The 18,271-nt window shown below is 49.9% G+C and carries 19 protein-coding genes and 1 riboswitch; of the genes, 2 read left to right on the forward strand and 17 right to left on the reverse strand.

Annotated features, from left to right (window positions below):
* The first annotated feature begins 166 nt into the window (after nt 1-166).
* Nucleotides 167-277 (forward strand): EYxxD motif small membrane protein, encoded by a 111-nt coding sequence (locus ABMB67_RS22395; protein ID WP_349775627.1) that lies wholly within the window; start codon nt 167-169, stop codon nt 275-277.
* On the opposite strand, the gene purD is transcribed toward ABMB67_RS22395, so the two are convergent.
* The 17 genes from purD to ABMB67_RS22480 form a co-directional block, all read right to left on the reverse strand.
* Nucleotides 252-1,523 carry a phosphoribosylamine--glycine ligase gene (gene purD / locus ABMB67_RS22400; protein ID WP_354573367.1) on the reverse strand — a complete coding sequence of 424 codons (1,272 nt, stop codon included), beginning with the start codon at nt 1,521-1,523 and terminating at the stop codon, nt 252-254. The two genes, ABMB67_RS22395 and purD, sit on opposite strands and share 26 nt — an antisense overlap.
* A 216-nt stretch (nt 1,524-1,739) precedes the next feature.
* Nucleotides 1,740-3,278: a bifunctional phosphoribosylaminoimidazolecarboxamide formyltransferase/IMP cyclohydrolase gene (gene purH / locus ABMB67_RS22405; protein WP_354573368.1), complete on the reverse strand. Its 1,539-nt coding sequence runs from the start codon at nt 3,276-3,278 to the stop codon at nt 1,740-1,742.
* A gap of 55 nt (nt 3,279-3,333) precedes the next feature.
* Nucleotides 3,334-3,903 carry a phosphoribosylglycinamide formyltransferase gene (gene purN / locus ABMB67_RS22410; RefSeq protein WP_354573369.1) on the reverse strand — a complete coding sequence of 190 codons (570 nt, stop codon included), beginning with the start codon at nt 3,901-3,903 and terminating at the stop codon, nt 3,334-3,336.
* Entirely contained in the window at nt 3,900-4,937 is a 1,038-nt protein-coding gene (purM, locus tag ABMB67_RS22415) for a phosphoribosylformylglycinamidine cyclo-ligase (protein WP_354573370.1), read from the reverse strand. The genes purN and purM overlap by 4 nt, the downstream gene beginning before the upstream one ends.
* Nucleotides 4,938-4,957: 20 nt before the next feature.
* The gene (gene purF, locus ABMB67_RS22420) at nt 4,958-6,370 is read right to left on the reverse strand and encodes an amidophosphoribosyltransferase (RefSeq protein ID WP_251224270.1); all 1,413 of its coding nucleotides are present in this window, start codon (nt 6,368-6,370) and stop codon (nt 4,958-4,960) included.
* Nucleotides 6,346-8,571, reverse strand: coding sequence for a phosphoribosylformylglycinamidine synthase subunit PurL (gene purL, locus ABMB67_RS22425; protein ID WP_354573371.1), 2,226 nt, complete (start codon nt 8,569-8,571; stop codon nt 6,346-6,348). Before purL ends, purF begins: the two co-directional genes overlap by 25 nt.
* Nucleotides 8,555-9,238 carry a phosphoribosylformylglycinamidine synthase subunit PurQ gene (gene purQ, locus ABMB67_RS22430; RefSeq protein ID WP_251224272.1) on the reverse strand — a complete coding sequence of 228 codons (684 nt, stop codon included), beginning with the start codon at nt 9,236-9,238 and terminating at the stop codon, nt 8,555-8,557. Before purQ ends, purL begins: the two co-directional genes overlap by 17 nt.
* The gene (gene purS / locus ABMB67_RS22435) at nt 9,235-9,486 is read right to left on the reverse strand and encodes a phosphoribosylformylglycinamidine synthase subunit PurS (protein ID WP_251194764.1); all 252 of its coding nucleotides are present in this window, start codon (nt 9,484-9,486) and stop codon (nt 9,235-9,237) included. Before purS ends, purQ begins: the two co-directional genes overlap by 4 nt.
* Nucleotides 9,474-10,196 carry a phosphoribosylaminoimidazolesuccinocarboxamide synthase gene (purC, locus tag ABMB67_RS22440; RefSeq protein ID WP_354573372.1) on the reverse strand — a complete coding sequence of 241 codons (723 nt, stop codon included), beginning with the start codon at nt 10,194-10,196 and terminating at the stop codon, nt 9,474-9,476. The genes purS and purC overlap by 13 nt, the downstream gene beginning before the upstream one ends.
* A gap of 80 nt (nt 10,197-10,276) precedes the next feature.
* Complete coding sequence (gene purB / locus ABMB67_RS22445; RefSeq protein WP_251224274.1) at nt 10,277-11,575, reverse strand: adenylosuccinate lyase; 1,299 nt, start codon at nt 11,573-11,575, stop codon at nt 10,277-10,279.
* A 33-nt stretch (nt 11,576-11,608) separates the two neighbouring features.
* Nucleotides 11,609-12,742, reverse strand: a complete 1,134-nt coding sequence (gene purK, locus ABMB67_RS22450; RefSeq protein ID WP_354573373.1) for a 5-(carboxyamino)imidazole ribonucleotide synthase — start codon at nt 12,740-12,742, stop codon at nt 11,609-11,611.
* Nucleotides 12,739-13,224, reverse strand: coding sequence for a 5-(carboxyamino)imidazole ribonucleotide mutase (purE, locus tag ABMB67_RS22455; RefSeq protein ID WP_251224276.1), 486 nt, complete (start codon nt 13,222-13,224; stop codon nt 12,739-12,741). Before purE ends, purK begins: the two co-directional genes overlap by 4 nt.
* A gap of 155 nt (nt 13,225-13,379) precedes the next feature.
* A riboswitch (purine riboswitch) is annotated at nt 13,380-13,481 on the reverse strand.
* Nucleotides 13,482-13,558: 77 nt separating this feature from the next.
* Complete coding sequence (locus tag ABMB67_RS22460; protein ID WP_251194769.1) at nt 13,559-13,768, reverse strand: NETI motif-containing protein; 210 nt, start codon at nt 13,766-13,768, stop codon at nt 13,559-13,561.
* 172 nt (nt 13,769-13,940) lie between these two features.
* Nucleotides 13,941-14,246, reverse strand: coding sequence for a hypothetical protein (locus ABMB67_RS22465; RefSeq protein WP_354573374.1), 306 nt, complete (start codon nt 14,244-14,246; stop codon nt 13,941-13,943).
* A 225-nt stretch (nt 14,247-14,471) separates the two neighbouring features.
* Complete coding sequence (locus ABMB67_RS22470; protein WP_354573375.1) at nt 14,472-15,032, reverse strand: isoprenylcysteine carboxyl methyltransferase family protein; 561 nt, start codon at nt 15,030-15,032, stop codon at nt 14,472-14,474.
* A complete protein-coding gene (locus ABMB67_RS22475; protein ID WP_354573376.1) occupies nt 15,029-16,129 on the reverse strand; it encodes a type III polyketide synthase in 1,101 nt (366 codons plus the stop codon). Before ABMB67_RS22475 ends, ABMB67_RS22470 begins: the two co-directional genes overlap by 4 nt.
* Nucleotides 16,130-16,202: 73 nt before the next feature.
* Entirely contained in the window at nt 16,203-17,585 is a 1,383-nt protein-coding gene (locus ABMB67_RS22480; protein ID WP_354573377.1) for an MFS transporter, read from the reverse strand.
* A gap of 171 nt (nt 17,586-17,756) precedes the next feature.
* Between ABMB67_RS22480 and ABMB67_RS22485 the strand changes: the two genes are divergently transcribed.
* Nucleotides 17,757-17,990, forward strand: coding sequence for a hypothetical protein (locus ABMB67_RS22485; RefSeq protein WP_354573378.1), 234 nt, complete (start codon nt 17,757-17,759; stop codon nt 17,988-17,990).
* Nucleotides 17,991-18,271 lie beyond the last annotated feature (281 nt).

An 18,271-nucleotide genomic window follows, 5' to 3' on the forward strand; every position in this document is an offset into this window, starting at 1 on the left:
TGGACACCCTTGCTCTTGGCTAATGGTTGGCAACTGCCAGCCCCCATAGCGGACTTTCACCGCCTAGCTACGCGCCATGCGTGGCGCACTAAAAAGGATAACCTAAAAAGGTTTATTTTAACCTTCAGGTTATCCTTTTACATCCATTTTGTCAGGAGGATGAAGAATGTTTACAATACAAGAATATGCAACCGATACGCTCTTTGTGTATATGATGCTGATCGGTTCCATTGTTGCCGCCGTCTATTTTTTTATGAGGAAGAGGCGCGCAAAATAGCTTTATTGGCAATATCTGAACGGTAAAACAAACCGGCTGTGTCCAGCTGTTTTACTTGTTCATATATACGCTGCTGGGCATCAGCCAAAGATGGCTGCCTTGCAGCGAGCAATAGAACCCGTCCGCCGTTTGTTTTCCATGTTCCGTCTTCCTTCTTCGTCCCGGCATGAAATACGAGAACATCCTTCTCGATTTGATTGAGGCCGTGAATCGGCGTTCCTTTTTTGTATGCGCGCGGGTACCCTTCACTAGCCAGCACGATGCCAACGACCGCATCGTCCGACCAGGCCAATTCCGGCGTTTCTCCTGTAAGCAGCGCATCTAAAACAGCAAGAAGATCGGAGTCGAGGCGCGGCAGAACAACCTGCGTTTCCGGGTCGCCGAAGCGGACATTAAATTCAATTACTTTCGGTCCGTCCGCCGTCATCATCAATCCGGCATACAAAATGCCTGTAAACGGGGTCCCTTCTTTGATGAGTGCATCAGCTGTCGGCTGCAAAATGTGCTGAACAGCTTTTTCCACCTCATCGCTCGTAAATTGTGGAACCGGAGAGTACGCCCCCATGCCACCGGTGTTTGGTCCCTGATCTCCGTCAAAGGCCCGCTTATGATCCTGCGCTCCGACCATCGGCACAACCGTTCCCTGATGAACGAAAGCCATTAACGAAAGCTCTTCGCCGTCCAAATATTCCTCAATGACGACTTGATGACTCGCTTCGCCAAAAGCATGCTCCTTCAGCATGGAAGCCAGGGCGTCTGTCGCTTCCTGCTCCGTCATCGCCACGACAACGCCTTTACCTGCTGCCAGGCCGTCAGCTTTAATGACGATTGGTGCCCCCTTTTCCTTCACATAGGAAACAGCCTTGTCATAGTCAGTAAATGTTTCATAGCTGCCTGTCGGGATGTTGTATTTTTTCATAATATGCTTGGCAAACGACTTGCTTCCTTCAAGCAAAGCTGCTTCTTTTGTCGGGCCGAAAATTCGCAGCCCTTCTTCTTGAAAACGATTGACGATCCCGTCAAGCAACGGGGCTTCAGGGCCGACAAACGTAAGATGAATCTCTTTTTCCTTCGCAAACGCCACAAGCTGATCATGCTCTTTTTCCGCGATTGGGACAAGCGTCGCGACGTCCGCCATGCCATCATTGCCCGGCGCGACAAACACTTCTGTCACCTGAGGACTGTCGGCCATTTTCCAGGCTAACGCATGCTCGCGCCCGCCGCCTCCAATAATCAGTACGTTCATATCTTCCCCTCCTTTATGAATTGACTTTTAAAACCTTTGCGTCGACTCCGCGCTTTTTCAAAGCTATCTCATCAAATTGCAACGGCTCCGTTCGGCGCGCAGTCAGAAGGAAAGAAAACCCGCTTTCCTTCTGACTTTTGAAACCCTTGCGCCGACTCCTCTCGCTGCTTCGATTAACACCAAAAAGGGATAAACCGCCCTTTTTGGTGTTAATCTCTAGTGTTTAAAGTGGCGGATGCCGGTCATGACCATGGCGATGTTGTATTTGTTGGCCATTTCGATTGATTCTTCGTCGCGGATCGAGCCGCCTGGTTGGATGATCGCGGTGATGCCGGCTTTTCCGGCTAATTCAACTGTGTCTCCCATCGGGAAGAAGGCATCAGAGCCCAAGACGGCTCCTTCGATTCGTTCGCCGGCCTGCTTGATCGCGATATCGGCAGAACCGACGCGATTCATTTGTCCTGCTCCGACGCCCACTGTCATTAAGCCGTTCGTGACGACAATCGCATTTGATTTCACATGCTTGACGACTTTCCAGGCAAGCTTTAATGCTTCCCATTCTTCTTCCGTCGGTTCACGTTTTGTCGGAATTGAAAGCTCAGCATCCTCCAGCCCGAGCAAATCCTCATCCTGCAATAAAAGACCGCCGTGAACGGAAGTGAGCATCGCTTCCGGCTCGATTTGCTTTTGAACAGGGACAGTTAATAAGCGCAAGTTCTTCTTCGCTGTTAAAATTTCCACAGCCTTCTCCGAGAACGATGGTGCGATGATAATTTCAAGGAAAATCTCCTTCATTTTCAAAGCAGTTGCTTCATCAATTTCACGGTTTGCGGCAATGATTCCGCCAAATATCGAAACAGAATCGGCTTCATAGGCACGATTGTAGGCTTCCTCGATCGTTGCTCCCGTTCCGACGCCGCATGGATTCATATGTTTGACAGCGACGACGGCCGGCTCTGTAAATTCCTTCACAATCGCTAAAGCGGCATCGGCGTCATGAATATTGTTATAAGAAAGCTCCTTGCCGTGAAGCTGCTTTGCTTCGGCAATCGAGCTTGAATCAGCAAGCGGCTTTTGGTAGAACGTCGCCCGCTGATGCGGGTTTTCGCCGTAGCGCAAGCCCTGCTTCCGCTCGAACGTCACAGTGAGGCTTTCCGGCTCTTCTTCCCCGACTGCCTTCGTTAAATATTCGGCAATTAGCGCATCATAGGAAGCCGTATGGCGGAATACTTTCGCTGCTAAGCGACGCTTCGTTTCTACGGAGACCGCCTGCTCCTGCTTCAGCTCGTCAAGCACGACCGCATAGTCAGCCGGATCGACGACGACGGCTACATGCTGGTGGTTTTTCGCAGCTGCCCGCAACATGCTCGGACCACCAATATCAATGTTTTCAATCGCATCGGCAAACGTACAGTCCGGCTTGGCAATCGTCTCTTTGAACGGATACAGATTGACGACGACTACGTCAATCGGCGTAATTTGATGCTCCGCAAGCTGCTGCTGATGCTCCTCACGCTCGCGCATCGCTAGCAAACCGCTATGTATATTGGGGTGCAGCGTCTTGACACGCCCATCTAAAATTTCCGGAAAACCCGTCACTTCAGAAATTCCAATGACAGGAACACTGGCTGCTTCAAGAGCTTTCTTTGTTCCCCCTGTTGAAACAACTTCAAATCCGAGCTCAACTAGAGCCTGGACAAATTCAACGATCCCTTCCTTATTTGAGACACTGACTAACGCTCGCTTCTTACTCATTCTGCTCCAATCCCTTCCTTTGTTCTCCAATCAAAATGTTGCCTGCAACACCCGTTTATCTAAGTTCTTCCACGATACGCTGTAACGTTCGCGGATATAAAGAGTGCTCGACTTTCTGCACCTTTTGCCGCAATGTCTCGATCGTATCGTCCTCTTCAATCGTCACCGCTTCCTGAGCAATAATCGGGCCCGTATCCATTCCCGCATCGACATAATGAATCGTTACCCCGGTAACCTTGACCTTCGCTGCAAAAGCCTGACCAATCGCGTCAAGTCCCGGAAAGGATGGCAAGAGGGACGGATGAATATTGACAATCCGTCCTTCATAAGCCTTGAGCAACGTTGTCCCGATTAACCGCATATAGCCGGCCAGCACGATAAATTCGATCCGCTGCTTTGTAAGCTCATCAACGATTTCCCGTTCAAAAGCCGCTTTGTTTGGATAAGCTTTCGGATCAAAGTCCATAACTGCGATACCGTGATTTTTCGCCCGTTCAATCACTTTTGCCTGCGGATTATCGCTGACAACAAGCACGACCTCCACGTCAACGCGCCCCTCTTTTGTTGCGGCAATAATCGCCTCGGCGTTCGTTCCACTTCCTGAGGCAAAAACAGCGATCCTCATTCGTCAATGCCTCCGATCACAACACCCGCGCCAGTATCCACGCGGCCGATGACAAAAGCTGACTCGCCTTGTGCTTCAAGCTCCGCAAGGACGGCATCCTGCTCCTCTTTTGGAACGACCATTACCATGCCGATTCCCATATTAAAGGTGGAGAACAGCTCTTTTTCACTTAGCTTGCCATATTTCTGCAGCAAAGGGAAAACAGGCGGGATCGGCCATGATCCGTGCTCGATCGCGACAGCTGTTCCTTCCGGAAGCATGCGCGGAATATTTTCATAGAAGCCGCCGCCGGTAATATGCGCCAGTCCGTGCACCGAATATTTGCTGAGGCAGGCTAAAAGCGGCTTGACGTAAATCTTCGTCGGTGTTAACAGCTCATCTCCAAGCGTCTTTCCTAATTCCTCGATCTGATCCGTTAATGAAAAACCATGGTCGTTGAGAAAAATTTTCCGGACGAGCGAAAAGCCGTTGCTGTGAAGACCGCTCGACGCTAAGCCAATCACGACATCCCCCGGCTGAATCGCTTCCCCTGTGATCAGCTGCTTCTTCTCGACCGCGCCGACCGCAAAGCCGGCAAGATCATATTCATCCTCGGCATACATTCCTGGCATCTCAGCCGTTTCTCCGCCGACAAGGGCGCAGCCGGCTTGCTCACAGCCGTCAGCGACCCCTTTCACAATCGCTTCCAGCCGTTCTGGTACCGCTTTTCCACACGCGATATAATCAAGGAAATAGAGAGGCTCCGCTCCCTGGACGACAATATCATTGACGCACATCGCCACTGCGTCGACGCCAATCGTGTCATGGCGGTCAAGCATAAAGGCAAGCATCAGCTTCGTACCAACGCCGTCTGTTCCGGAGACAAGCACAGGCTCCTTCAGGCCGAGCGTCGAAAGGTCGAACATGCCGCCGAATCCTCCAAGTCCGCCCATCACGCCGGCGCGCTTTGTCCGATTGACGTGCTGCTTCATCCGTTCCACTGCCTCATACCCTGCTTCAAGACTTACCCCTGCTTGTTTATATGCTTCTGACATTGTTCCTGCTCCCTTCTCCTTTATACCTTCGCATAAGGATGTAACGTATCCGGATAAATTTCAGTTGGGTACTTCCCTGTAAAGCACGCCAGACATTGTCCGCAATTCGGATCAGCGTCAGAGCGGCCAATCCCTTTCATCAGCCCGTCCGTACTAAGAAACGCCAGCGTGTCCGCTCCCATCATTTCACGCATTTCTTCGATGGAATGATTAGAAGCAATCAGCTCTCCCGTTGTCGACGTGTCAATTCCGTAAAAGCATGGGTGCGTGATCGGTGGTGAACTGATCCGCACATGGACTTCCACGGCTCCCGCCTCACGAAGCATTTTGACGATCCGGCGGCTTGTCGTTCCGCGGACGATCGAATCATCGATCATGACAACGCGCTTCCCTTCGACGACTCCGCGCACGGCGGAAAGCTTCATTTTCACCCCTTGCTCACGAAGCTCCTGAGACGGCTGGATAAATGTCCGGCCGACATAGCGGTTTTTGATCATTCCGAGTTCATAAGGAATTCCGGTTTGTTCGGCATAGCCGATCGCCGCAGAGATGCTTGAATCCGGTACTCCTGTGACAACATCAGCTTCAACCGGCGATTCAAGCGCCAGCTGCTTGCCTAAATTTTTGCGGGCGGTATGGACATTCAGCTCATCGACATTGCTGTCAGGACGGGCAAAATAAATGTATTCCATACTGCAAATCGCCCGTGAGGATGGCCCGGTAAACCGTTGCGAACGGAGGCCATGTTCATCAATCGTAATCAGTTCGCCTGGCTGTACTTCCCGCTCATAAGTAGCACCAATTAAATCAAACGCACATGTTTCCGAAGCGACGACATAGGCGTCGCCAAGACGACCAATCGAAAGCGGGCGCAATCCATTAGGATCAAGCGCGACAAAAAGCTGCTTTTCGTTCATGACCGCGAAGGCATAGGCTCCCTTCAGCATCGTCAAAGCGGAGTACAATTGCTGTTCAAGCGTGTGGTAGCCGCTTCGTTTAATCAGATGGGCAAGCACCTCCGTATCAGAGGTTGATTGAAAAATGCTGCCCTGACTCTCAAGCTGATGCTTCATATTATTCGCATTGACGAGGTTGCCGTTGTGGGCGATCGCCAAGCTTCCAAGCTGTGAACGGAACAAGAGCGGCTGCACATTCGCCAGCCCGCCGCCTCCTGCTGTCGCATAACGGACATGGCCGATCGCCGCATGACCGTTTAAATCTTTAAAATCATCTTCACTGAACACATCATTCACAAGCCCTAAGCCTTTATGAATCTTTAACCGTTCTCCGTCCGTTGCCACAATCCCGGCTCCCTCTTGCCCGCGATGCTGAAGACTGTGCAGGCCGTAATACGTTAAGTGAGCGGCGTCCTTATGACCCCAGATGGCGAATACACCACATTCTTCATTTAAGCCTTTGATTTCAGCAAACATGGAATGGCTCCTTTCCAAGCCTTGACAATTTCATTCTGTGTTGTCGTCAGGATCGTTTCATTGGCCTCATTTTTCACCGTCAGGACACGACCTGCACTTACTTCACCGATTTTTTGCGCGTCGACAAGCTGTTCAAACTGAGCGGCATTCTCCTTAGCGACGGTGACGATAAAGCGTGATTGCGATTCAGCAAACAGCGCCGCCGTTGCTTCGCCGGCAAGCGTAACGCTCGCGCCGACCTCACCGTCTGTCATACACTCCGCCAGCGCGACAGCAACCCCGCCTTCAGCGACATCATGGGCAGAAGCAACAAGCCCTTGCTTAATCGCTGCCAACAGCTGCTCCTGACGCTTCTTCTCGACCGTTAAGTCAATCGCCGGCGCCTTTCCGGAAATCGTGCCGTCTGTCAGCTTTTGCAGTTCACTTCCACCGAACTCCGGCTTTGTTTCGCCGAGCAAGTAAATAGAGTCCCCTGCCTGCTTGAACGACTGTGTCGTAATATGATCGATATCTTCAATTAACCCGACCATGCCAATGACAGGAGTCGGATAGACTGCTACGCCATTCGTTTCATTGTAAAGCGAGACATTCCCCCCGATAACCGGTGTTTCGAGAATGCGGCACGCTTCACTCATGCCATCCGTTGATTTTTCCAGCTGCCAGAAAATTTCCGGCTTATCAGGACTTCCATAGTTAAGCCCATCTGTTAAGCCGAGCGGTGCGCCACCCGAGCAGACGATATTGCGTGCTGCTTCCGCAACCGCGATCTGACCGCCGACCTCAGGATCGAGGTAAAGATAGCGCGAGTTGCAGTCAGTCGTCATCGCCAATGCTTTCCGTGTTCCGCGAATGCGGACAACGGCTGCATCAGAGCCTGGTTCCACAACCGTATTTGTTTGCACCATATAATCGTATTGATCGTAGACCCATTCCTTGCTGGCAATCGTCGGTTGCGCCAATAGCTGCAAGAGCGTCTCTTTATAATCGCTCACAACCGGAACTTTTTCTTCCTGCTGCTGGAAGGCTTCATAATAAGCCGGAACACGTGATGGCTTATGGTAAACAGGCGCTTCCTCAGCGAGCGCATCAACCGGAAGATCAGCGACAACCTCGCCTTTGTGCAAAAGGCGCAGACGCTTATCATCTGTCACATGACCGACTTCCGCCGAAAGCAGTCCCCACCGGTCGAAAATGTCTTTAATTTCCTGCTCGCGTCCTTTTTTGACGACAATCAGCATCCGCTCCTGGGATTCCGAAAGCATCATTTCATATGGCGTCATTCCTTTTTCACGCTGCGGCACGAGATCCAAATTCATTTCAATGCCTGAACCGGCCTTGCTCGCCATCTCCGCTGAAGAAGACGTTAAGCCGGCCGCCCCCATATCCTGAATGCCGACGAGGGCGTCACTTTGAATCAGTTCAAGACAGGCTTCAAGCAGCAGCTTCTCCATAAACGGATCGCCGACCTGAACAGCCGGACGCTTCTCGTCGGAATCCTCGCCAAGCTCTTCAGAGGCAAAGGTCGCTCCGTGAATTCCGTCGCGTCCCGTGCTTGCGCCGACATACATTACGGTATTGCCGACACCTTTTGCCTGACCTTTTTGAATATCCTTATGATCAATCAATCCGACGCACATCGCATTGACGAGCGGGTTTCCTTCGTAGCACGGATCGAACTGAACCTCCCCGCCAACGGTCGGAACCCCGATGCAGTTGCCGTAGCCGGCAATTCCGGCAACGACTTCTTCAAATAAATAACGAACGCGTGGAGATGTTAACTCTCCAAAGCGCAATGAATTCAGTAACGAAATTGGACGAGCCCCCATGGAGAAGACATCACGTAAAATACCGCCGACTCCAGTAGCTGCACCTTGATATGGCTCAATCGCCGATGGGTGATTATGGCTTTCGACCTTGAACACGACCGCCTGCTCATCCCCGATGTCAATAATACCCGCACCTTCCCCGGGTCCTTGCAGGACGCGCTCTCCTTCGGTCGGGAATTTCTTAAGAAGCACCTTTGAGTTCTTGTAGCTGCAGTGCTCCGACCACATCACCGAGAACAGCCCGGTTTCTGTATAGTTTGGCGTCCGCCCGAGAATTTCTTCAATCATGGCGAATTCATCATCCGTTAACCCCATCTCGCGGTAAAGCTTCTCTTCCTTTACACGCTCAGCTGTTGGTTCAAGAAGTAGTGACATGAGATTCCCTCCAATTTCGTACAATCGATTGAAATAGCTTTAACCCATCTTTGCTGCCGAGCAGTTCTTCCACTGCCCGCTCCGGATGCGGCATCATCCCAAGAACATTTCCGGCTTCATTTTTGATCCCGGCGATATTCGCCTTTGACCCGTTAATGCTTTCTTTGTAAGTAAAGACGATTTGCTTGTTCGCCTTCAGCTCAGCCAGCGTTTTGTCGTCGCATTCATAGTTTCCTTCTCCGTGGGCAACTGGAATCGTAATTTGTTCACCGGCTTCATAGCCTGAAGTAAAGATCGTTTCATTATTCTCAACGATCAATTCCGTCGGCCGGCAGATGAATTTCAATCCTTCATTTCGCTTCATCGCGCCAGGAAGCAGACCAAGCTCCAGCAGCATCTGGAATCCGTTGCAAACACCGAGAACCGGCTTGCCTTCTGCCGCCGCTTGTCTGACTGCCGTCATAATCGGAGCAAAACCAGCGATCGCGCCGGAACGTAAGTAATCGCCATAAGAAAAGCCACCAGGCAAAAGCACGCCATCAAAGCCGTCGAGCGATGTCTCGTCGTAACGAACATATTCTACTTCTTCCTTCAGCGCATCCCGAATTGCAAAAAACATATCCGCATCGCAGTTTGAACCAGGAAAGACGATTACCGCAAACTTCATGACGGGACAACCTCCTCAATTTCATAACGGTAATCTTCAATCACCGTGTTGGCTAACAGCTTGGCGCACATTTCATCAACGCGCTGGTCAATATTGGCCGTCTCCTTCACAATCAGTTCCATGTACTTTCCAATCCGGACATCCTCCACCTCGGCGTAATCCATCGTATGAAGGGCACGCTTTACCGCTCCTCCCTGTGGATCAAGAACACTTTCTCTTAACGTGACATACACCTTTACTTTGTACATGATGCTCCTCCTAATCGTGTTAATATTTCCTGATAGCCTTCCTGCAAGCTGCCTAAATTTCGTCTGAATAAATCCTTGTCAAAGCGCTGATTGGTATCCTTGTCCCACAGCCGGCATGTATCCGGGGAAATTTCATCAGCCAGCAAAATCTCACCGTCGTCCGTGCGGCCAAATTCCAGCTTGAAATCGACGAGTCTGATATTCAGTTCATCAAAAAGCGTCACCAGCTGTTCATTGACGGCGATCGCCTTTTTTCTCAGTACCGCCAGATCCTCGCTTGAAGCCGCCTCTAAAATCGCAATATGATCTTCGGTTACAAGCGGATCACCTAAGTCATCGTCCTTGTAGTAAAACTCGACAATCGGGGTCTTTAATGGGGTGCCTTCTTCCATTCCGAGACGCTTTGATAAGCTGCCGGCAACGATATTTCGCGTCACAACCTCTAACGGAATAATTTCGACCTTTTTCACAAGCTGCTCCGTTTCGGAAAGCTTCTTGATAAAATGGCTTTCGATTCCGCTTTTTTGCAAATGAGCAAACAGAAGCGAGGAAATTTCATTATTAAGCCGTGCTTTGCCGGCAAGGGTTTCTTTTTTCTCTCCATTAAAAGCGGTCGCGTCATCCTTGTAGCTCACCCACAGCTGATTCTCTTCACTAGTTTGATAGATTTTCTTAGCCTTTCCTTCATAAAGCAGGACACCTTTTTCCATCGTGGACCCTCCATGTACAAAATATTGTTTCTGATAGTTGGAGCATCGTGCAGCGCTATAACCGCTGCACGATCTCCTCTTTAGTTCGACAGGCCGAGACGCTCGAAAATCGTATCGACATGCTTGAGATGATGCTCATAGTTGAAGCACTCGTCAATCTCTTCAGGTGAAAGCATGCTCGTGATCCGCTCTTCGGCCTCGACCAGCTCGCGGAATTGCACGCCTTTTTCCCACGCCTCCATCGCTTTCGGCTGGACGAGGTCATACGCTTCCTCACGCACCATTCCTTTGTTAATGAGGGAAAGCAGGACACGCTGAGAGTAAATCAGGCCATATGTCCGGGTCATGTTGCGCTTCATATTTTCCGGGAAGACGGTTAAGTTCTTAATGATGTTGCCGAAGCGGTTCAGCATATAGTTCAACGCAATTGTCGCGTCCGGCAGGATGATCCGTTCCGCGGAAGAGTGCGAAATATCGCGTTCGTGCCAGAGCGGTACATTTTCATAAGCGGTCATCATATAGCCGCGAATGACACGGGCAAGACCAGTCATATTTTCCGAGCCGACCGGGTTACGCTTATGCGGCATCGCCGAGGAACCTTTTTGACCTTTTGCAAAAAACTCCTCAACCTCGCGTGTTTCACTCTTTTGCAGCCCGCGCACTTCCACGGCGAACTTCTCAATTGAAGTCGCAATTAAAGCGAGAGCCGCCATATAATCGGCATGACGATCACGCTGCAGCGTTTGCGTCGAAATCGGCGCCGCCTTCAGGCCAAGCTTCTCACAAACGAGCTGCTCCACCGCCGGATCAATGTTCGCATAAGTTCCGACAGCGCCGGACAGCTTGCCGTAGCGGATACCTTCTGCCGCCTGCTTGAAGCGCTCAAGGTTACGCTTCATCTCTTCATACCATAGAGCGAGCTTCAAGCCGAACGTTGTCGGCTCAGCATGCACACCGTGGGTCCGTCCCATCATCACCGTACGCTTATGTTCAATCGCTTTATTTTTTAAAATTTCGATAAAGCGTTCTATATCAGCGAGAAGAATCTCATTCGCCTGCTTTAACAAATAGGATAACGCTGTATCTACGACATCCGTGGACGTCAGTCCGTAATGAACCCATTTTCGTTCTTCGCCAAGCGTTTCGGACACAGCGCGGGTAAACGCGACGACATCATGCCGTGTTTCTGCTTCGATCTCGTGAATGCGCGCGACATCAAAGCCGGCGTTCTCGCGGATTTTCGCCACATCCTCCTTCGGGATTTCTCCAAGCTCTGCCCAGGCTTCACAGGCGACGATCTCGACTTCAAGCCATGCTTTAAATCTGTTTTCCTCTGTCCAAATAGCTCCCATTTCCGGGCGCGTATAACGTTCAATCATGCTACCAGCCTCCGCTTATATTCAATTTCATCTCTATTCTAGCACATTCGCCTTATGAAGCCGCTCCAGCTTTTGACAAGCATCCTCGACCGTCGCGGCCGTCGCGGTCACATGCCCCATCTTCCGCTTCACTTTCGCTTCTTTCTTTCCATATAAATGCAGCTTTACTTCAGCCAGCTGATCCACCGCAGCTAAAACCCGTTCCACATCCTCACCGAGGATATTCTCCATCACCACCGGCGAACGCAGTGTTGTCGGACCGAGGGGAAGACCGCAAATAGCGCGGATGTGCTGCTCGAATTGCGAGGTTTCACAGGCCTCGATCGTATAATGGCCGGAATTATGCGGACGCGGCGCCAGCTCATTGACATATAATCTGCCATCCTTAAGCATAAAGAGCTCAACCGCCAGCGTCCCGACTACTCCGAGCTCGTTGGCGAGTGTGAAGGCCATCTGCTCCGCCTGCTCACATACGTTCTTGCCCACCCCTGCGGGCACGTGAGAGCGGTGCAAAATGTTTTCCCGATGCTCATTACGGGCGACCGGAAAGACCGTCACGTCGCCATGCCGTGAGCGGGTGACGATTACCGATAATTCCAGTTCAAATGGAATCCATGCTTCCAGCACGCATTCGCCATGCGCGAGCAGCTCCTTCGCCGCCTGCTCAAGCTCGGCCTGACTTTTGACGACCCGCTGCCCTTTTCCGTCATACCCGCCGCGGCACGTTTTTAAGACCGCCGGAAAGCCAATTTCCGCTTCCGCTCCGCTGACATCTCCAAGCTGCAGAATCGCTTTAAATGGAGCAACCGGCAGACCGACCTGTTGAATCGCTTCCTTCTCGCGCAGACGATGCTGCGTCAAGGCAAGCACCTTTGCCCCTTGTGGAAAATCCGCCTGCTCCGTCAGCCAATTGGCCGTTTCTCCGTCAATATTTTCAAATTCATACGTAATCACATCAGACACATCGGCAAGGCGCTTCGCCCCATCGCGGTCATCATAAGCCGCTTCAATGACAATATCAGCTACCTGGGCACACGGGGAATCAGCCGTCGGCTCCAAAACAGCGACGCGGTAGCCCATTTGCTTCGCGGCAATCGCCATCATCCGGCCGAGCTGGCCGCCGCCGATCATTCCAATTGTTGATCCTGGTTTGACTGTTCTGCTCATAGTTCTTCACTGCTTTCTAATACAGCTTGTTTCGTTTTTTCACGGCGTTCCTCTAACCGAAGACGAACGTTCTCCTGGTGTGTGCCAAGAATTTGCGCCGCCAGCAGACCGGCATTTGTCGCACCAGCCTTGCCGATCGCCACCGTGGCGACCGGTACACCGCCTGGCATTTGCACGATGGAGAGGAGTGAATCAAGCCCGTTTAACGCTTTTGACTGAACAGGGACGCCGATCACCGGAACAGTCGTTTTAGCCGCCACCATTCCAGGTAAATGAGCCGCCCCTCCAGCTCCGGCAATAATGACTTTTATTCCTCTAGTTTGAGCTTGTTCCGCATATTCAAACATTAAATCGGGAGTCCGATGAGCAGAGACGACTTTTTTTTCATAAGGAACATCAAGCTCCTCCAAAATGTCACAGGCTGCTTTCATCGTCTCCCAATCTGACGTACTTCCCATAATTACTCCAACTTCAGGTTGCATTGTTGAACTCCTCTCCTCCTGTAAAACTCCTGAATTTTATAAAATTTTATCTGTTGAAAAAAGCGCAAGAGTCGGCTTCTAATCTGCTCAGATTGAGAGAAAGGAAGCCACTCTTGCGCTTTCATACGGCTACAGGGCACCATAAGAAGACATGTGCCTCTGTCACTTTCCCTCATAGTCCGATTTTTTACGGCAATCGGGTAGAAACTTCTGGACCATATTTCCAAGATTATATGAGGTTCTTATTCGCTTTTGATCATTCGATATAGCTTTATCTTACAAGGATCAAGCTAGGGTGTCAACAAATAGTCGAACGATAAAAAATGTCAGACTATTAACGTTCGTTTTCTAGCAGTATCCCTTCGAAGATGATTTGCTGGCGGACAGGAACGTACTCTTTCTGCTGTTTTGAGCCTTTTTCCTCAAAGATAGGCTTCTCAAGACGGCGAACCGGCTGATAGCCCTCCTTTTTCATCCGCTCGAGACAGTCAGCTATCGTTTCCGTTTCCTGCACTTCAAATCGCTGTTTTCGCTTTTTTGTCACACTTTGCACCTCACTTGGACATTATTGATTTCATTACTGTATCACGATTTCATGTCGGAGAAAACCTTTGACGTGCCGTCAGGACAAAGGCAACTAAAAAAGAGTGTGTCAAAGGATGGTGTTCCTTTGCGCACACTCCTGTAAACGTTGAGTGATTCATCTCATTTTTTCTTTACTGTTTATAAGTAGAATCCGCCCATTTGGCATCCTCTGCTAATTCGCTTTGTTCCCGGTGTGTTTGCGGAAAGCCATTCGCGACCCAGTCATTTCGATGGGCTGAATCAAGCTGAGTGAGTCCTTTTTCTTCGGGCACTTTATCAGCATCGACGCTTTCTCGCTTGTCGCCTTCCCACACATCAATGTCTTCACGCACTTTCACGTTTTCCCGCTGCATCTGCTGACAGGCACTTTTCATCAAACAGGCGCCTCCAGCCAAAAGAGCCGACCCCAAAATGAAATTAACTGTTGATGTTTTCATTTTCATCCCTCCATCTCATAAATTCACTTCTACCTATCCATACCCGCTTTTCCACATAAGAAAAACGCGTAGAGCGTCCTTTTTTAGAAGCGGCTTGCGGAGCCGTCCGCGTAACGCGCGAAGCCGACGCGCTTCCTCGAATCAGTCCGAAAGTTTTTATACTTTCTTATACCGCTCCTGACAGTTTGAAGCTTACTTATGATCAATTCAAGGATTTAGCCATGTTCAATCTTCATAGGTTGGAATGAAACGTCTCCGTTTTTGAAATACATCATTGTAATTAGTCGCTTGCTTTAACGCCGCCTCTTCCTTTTTAATCCGAACAGACAATACAGCCGCATTCAAAACAGTGAACAGGATCGCAGTCCAATAAGCCTGAAAAATTAACGGAAGAACGGCAATCTCAAGAACGACAATCACATAATTCGGGTGACGGACATATTTGTAGGGACCTCTTGCCACTACATTGGCCCCCGGTATGATCATGATCCGGGTATTCCAATAGCGTCCCAGTGAAGACAGCGCCCACACTCTTCCAAGCTGAGCCAGTAAAAAAAGAGCCAAAGGAAGAGCTGACGCCCCCGTCCAGCTTTGCTTCGTTACCGTCACTTCGATCAGCAGCGAGATAAAAAAGAAACCGTGGACGGCGATGATCCACTTGTAGTGCTCACCTGCGACTTCATAGCCGCCCTGCTTTTTGATCCACTTTGCATTTCGGTTCGCTATAGCCATTTCAACAAACCGTTGAACGATAACGATAAAAATAAACAAATAGACCAGAATCATCGGTTGACCTCCTCCCACTGAAGCAATAAAAGCTCTGAGCTAAAGCCGGGACCGAGAGCAGCCATTAATCCGTACTCTCTGGCCTTTTTCGGACTAGCCAGCACCTTCTCCAGTACATACAGAACGGTAGGAGACGACATATTTCCATGATGCTTCAGCACTTGTGTTGAAGCTTCGAGCAGTTCAGGCGCGAGACCCAGAGCTTCGCTGTAGGCTTCCAGCACCTTTCGACCGCCTGGATGGGCAATAAAAGCGGATAATTGCTGGACTGTCACGCCCTCCTTTTGCAGGAACCCTTCAACGACCGGGCGCAGCCATTTGGTGACGATCGAAGGAATGCTCCTCGAAAAGACAACATGCAGACCGCTATCCTTGACGTCCCACCCCATGACATCCTCAGAGTCCGGCATTAAGGTGGACTCAGTCGCGATAATGTTCGGAACCGAGTCCTGTCTGATCTGCGGCCGAAGGGCAGAGTCGTCCCCAATGACTAACGCGCAGGCCGTACCATCAGCAAATAAGGATGTCCCGACTAAATTGCTTTTCGTCCGGTCATTTCGTTGAAAGGTTAGGCTGCATAGCTCGACGCAGACAACAAGGACATTTGCCTCGGGATAAGCGCGACAAAACTCAAACGCCCGGCTCATCCCCATCGCGCCCCCCGCACAGCCGAGGCCCCATAACGGAATGCGCTTCGTATGCTCAGAAAAGGGCAGTTTATTCATAATCCGGGCATCAAGGCTTGGAGTCGCCATCCCAGAGCTTGATACAAGCACAATCGCGTCAATCTCACTAACGGCAATCTCTGACTGCAAAAAGCGAGACTGTGCGAGGCAGGCTTTTATCGCTTCCACGCTATATTCGGTTGCCAATTGAATATAAAGATCATTGCGCTCCTGCAAAGAATGATCCTTACGAAACCAGTCTATCGGAACGGCAAACTGACGCTTTTCAATCTGTCCATTGGAGAACACCGCCAACAACCGTTCGATGTCCTGATAGCTTTCAGCGAATAGCTCCCGGGCAAACTCTGTCGTCGTCTCCTGGTCAAGCTGATAAGAAGGAGTATATGAGCTTACAGATGCTATAGCTGGCATGCTCTCACCTACCTAACGTTCATAATACCGTTAGGATTTCCAGACGCTGGATATTCATGCATTCATTTAACGGCTATTCGGTTTTCTTGCGTAAAAAAAAATAGAAGAAACAGCCGTTTACGAGCGTCAACCCGATTAATCCAATAAATACATTGCTGTAAATAATCGCCGGGCCTTGCGCCTGCGATAAAGGATTAAGCAGAATTTCACTATCATAGTCCAGCATTTTACCAATAATAGCACCCCCGAACGCACCTGCCATAAAATTAAATAAATTGTAAATTCCCATCCCGACTCCAATTTCATTTTTCGGGAGCGAGGCGGAAATCAGACTCGCTGTCCCTGTCTGGAGAAACGGAAACGCGATATAACTCGTAAGGACGACTATCCCAATCACCCAGGCAGGACTTCCGCTAAAAGTTGATAGCAGCAAAAAGCCGCTGATCATCAACATGAAGGCAACATAGACGACCCGCTTTCCACCCCATCGATCAGATAAACTTCCTGCGACATTCCCGGCGAACGCAGCCGTCAAAGCAGCCGGAAAAATCGTTAAGCCTATGTATAGGGTATTTAACCCATTCACCTCACTGAGCATAAGCGGCAGCATAAACATCATGCCAAACATCGTCATAATCGCTAAAAACCCGGAAAAAATCGTCGTCCGGAAGGAACTGTTCCGAAACACGTCGGGACGGATAAACGGGTTGTCATGCGTCATGATCCTTCTCGTAAACAGCCCGAAGAAAAGGATGCTGCCGAGCAAGAACCACCAGTTAAATAACGTAATAAATAAAATAAGGGCCGCCACCGCCAGCGCGATAAACGCCGCACCGAGAATATCCACTTTTCCTTCGTTCTTTTGTTCGTCCGGCATCCATTTCCAGAAGAACGGAATCGTCAACAGCACAAACGCGGAAATCAAAAATAAGTATTGCCAGTTCAGTGCACCCGCCACAAATCCTCCGATCACCGGACCGACTCCTGACGCGAACGCCATCGTGCTTGAGACGATCCCCAACACTTTGCCCCGCTCCTCCGGGAAGTATCTGATCGGCACAATAAAGACTAACGCGACAATCGAGGACGCGCCGGCCGCCTGAATAATCCGTGCCAAAATTACCCCCTCAAAATTCGGCGCAAAAAACCCGAAAATCGAGCCAAACGCAAAAAAACTAAGTCCGACCGTCAACAGCCTTTTTAGCGGGTAAATGTCAGCCAGCTTGCCGTACATCAGCGCCCCGATCGCATAGATCACAATATATCCGGTTACAACCCAACTGACTTGTGAAGGACTCAGTGAAAAAGAAAGCGCGATATCAGGAATCGCAATCATGAACATCGTCCCATTCATCACCGAAAATAATAAAACGGAGCATATCAAAAAGATCAGCTTCTTTTTCTCAGCCTGATTTAAAGCCTTTTCCACCCTTACCTGTTCTGCCAGAACCGCCATTTATTTCGTCCCCCTACATTTTTTCAACTCTCTTCATTATACTTCTGTCTTAAAAGTTCTTCTACATTGAAGCTCAATTAGAAAGATGACGCGAATAAATTTTATAAAATCGCAATCAAATTTACAATCTATGCTTTATGAGGTATTTTTTAAGAAAGGAGGTTGAGCGAATTGACATTTAAAAAAGCGCTATTTTCATTTTTGATTATCGTAAGCGTAACCGGCTTATCCACTCTCGCCGCTTATGCCTCATCAACTATTACCGATGAGACCGAGGTTCCTTCTACCCACCAATTTAGTGAGGTGAAAGAGGTACCAGGCATTCCAGCTCACCCTCAAAGTGAACCCCCACAAATTGAGAAAGCACAAAACTCTAACATCACCGACGATATGGAAGTTGAATAAGAAGGGATAAAAGCACAGGCTTGAAGATCCTGTGCTTTTATCCTTTGTGCTTTATCGCCCGGTAGGTAATCAGAAGAAGACGCTGTTACCTTCACTGCTCACTCACGCAGTACCATCGGCTTTTCACGGCAGCTGCTCGTTCTAAACGAGTGCTCTTCAGGCCTTGAGCGTTATCCTTTGTGCAATAAAAAAAGCACAATCCGCTTGGATTGTACTTTATCGCCCGGCAACGTCCTGGCTCGCCATTTGTCTTCTACGGGGATGATGCTCTTGTCGCTTTC

It is taken from the genome of Halalkalibacter oceani, assembly GCF_040544555.1.
GTDB lineage: Bacteria > Bacillota > Bacilli > Bacillales > Bacillaceae_D > Halalkalibacter > Halalkalibacter oceani.